Genomic DNA, 1,816 nt, shown 5'->3' with positions numbered 1-1,816 from the left:
GCGCCTTTAGACGCGAGCCCGGGGCCCGTGGGTTATACCCTAAGAGCAAACCACCCTTTTTAAGGGTGGTTCTGATTGCCTGCATGTCCTCGGCAGCATTTGCCCAAATGGTGAATGCTGGTGCCGGCAGGTTACCGAGTGCATGTTGCGGGTATACCCCATGCGTACCATGATCCAAACACTGTGAGGTGTCTGCGCGTGTGCGCGATAATTCATTTTGGAACTGACGGTTGGCGCGCTCGCGTCGATGAGGACTTCACTGCCGATAACGTTGCCCGTATCGCCGATGCCGTCGGTGAGTTGTGGCAAAAGACCAATCCGGGCAAAACGGTATATATAGGGTTCGACACCCGGCCCCTGGCGCGCGAGTTCGCTGAGCTTGCGGCGGGCGTGCTAGCAGCGCACGGGCTAGACGCCGTGCTCGCTTCGCGACCTGTCCCGACCCCTGCCCTTACGTGGGCGGCGGCTTATGACGGTGAAGCGTGCGGCGCGCTCATGGTGACGGGGTCCCATCATCCGCAGGGCTATCTGTGCCTCAAGCTGCGGATGGGTGACGGCTCGACCGCCAACCAGGATGTCATCGAAGAGCTCGAAGAGACTATGGCTCCCGAGCCAATGGGGATCGAGGGGCAATATCGCACCGCGGATATCATTCCTGACTATATGCAGGCGGTGGCATCGTTTGTCGATGCCGAAGCCATCCGCGCCGCGCACTTGCGCGTGGTTGTCGATCCCATGGGCGGCGCAGCCCAGGGCTATCTAGCCGACTTGCTGCGCGAGCTTGGCGTTGAGGTGCACGAGATTCACGCCGGGCAGGCGTCTGATCAAGAAGATATCTGCCCCGACCCCGTTGAGCCTTGGGTGGACACTTGCGAGCGCACGGTTATCGAGGACGGAGCTTGCGCTGGCCTGGTGACCGACGGCGACGCCGACCGTATCGGCGCGGTTGACGAGCGCGGCAGATATATACATCCGCATCAGATCATGGCGCTCGTTTTGGGCGACTTGGTTCAATTTCGTAATTTGGAGGGGCGCGTCGTCGTCAATCTTTCATGCTCGACGCTCGTGCGTCGCATTGCGGAGGCGCTTGGCTGCCGCGTGACCGTCAAACCAGTCGGTTTCAAATATATAGCGGCGGAGATGAAGAAGGGTGGCGTCCTCATGGGCGGCGAAGAAGCCGGTGGCATCGGCATCGCCGCGCATATGCCCGAGCGCGATGGAATCCTCGCCTGTCTGATTCTGTGTGAGCTTATGGCAAAGACGGACGCGCCTTTGGGCGTTCTGGTCGACCAACTCGAGGACAGTTTTGGTAAGACGAGTTACGGTCGACGCGATTTGCGCCTTGAGGCCGAAGATGCCGAAACGTTACGAACCCTGCTGCCGGGCGTAAACCCCAAGTCGATTTGTGGCAAGGTGCCGCAAAACGTTAGTCATATGGATGGCTTGCGTTTGGCATTCGAGGATGACACGTGGCTGCTGGTTCGTCCTAGCGGGACCGAACCAGTGGTGCGCGTCTACGCCGAGGGGTTCTCGGTGGAAGAACGTGATGAGTTGCTCGATGCTGGCTGTGCTTTAGCTAGGGGGACGTATCCGCTTTAACCATGAGACTGCCTTATATAAAGAGATGCTCGGCGAGCGGTAGGTAACGGCTGGCAAACGTTAGTCGGATCCCAAGATGTGTAGGAAATGTGTACGCCCAGATTCCCGCCCCCGGGGCCCCTCCGGTCTGGCAATATATCTCCTTGCCGCGCGGCCCGGTCGGACCGGATGAGCCGCAAAGCGTGCACCTTGAGAACCGGATACTGCGAGGATGGAC

Annotated in this window: 1 protein-coding gene; it reads left to right on the top strand. The window is 59.7% G+C overall.

Features of this window, described 5'->3' with window-relative positions:
- The first annotated feature begins 198 nt into the window (after positions 1 to 198).
- Positions 199 to 1,599, top strand: coding sequence for a phosphoglucomutase/phosphomannomutase family protein (locus tag I1969_RS10900; RefSeq protein ID WP_271748108.1), 1,401 nt, complete (start codon positions 199 to 201; stop codon positions 1,597 to 1,599).
- The last annotated feature ends 217 nt before the right edge of the window (positions 1,600 to 1,816 follow it).

Source organism: Collinsella aerofaciens (genome assembly GCF_015548375.1).
In the GTDB taxonomy this organism is placed as follows: Bacteria; Actinomycetota; Coriobacteriia; order Coriobacteriales; family Coriobacteriaceae; genus Collinsella; species Collinsella aerofaciens_AB.
The sequence above is the reverse complement of the archived record's forward strand: the minus strand, read 5'-3'. Positions and strand labels throughout refer to the sequence as shown.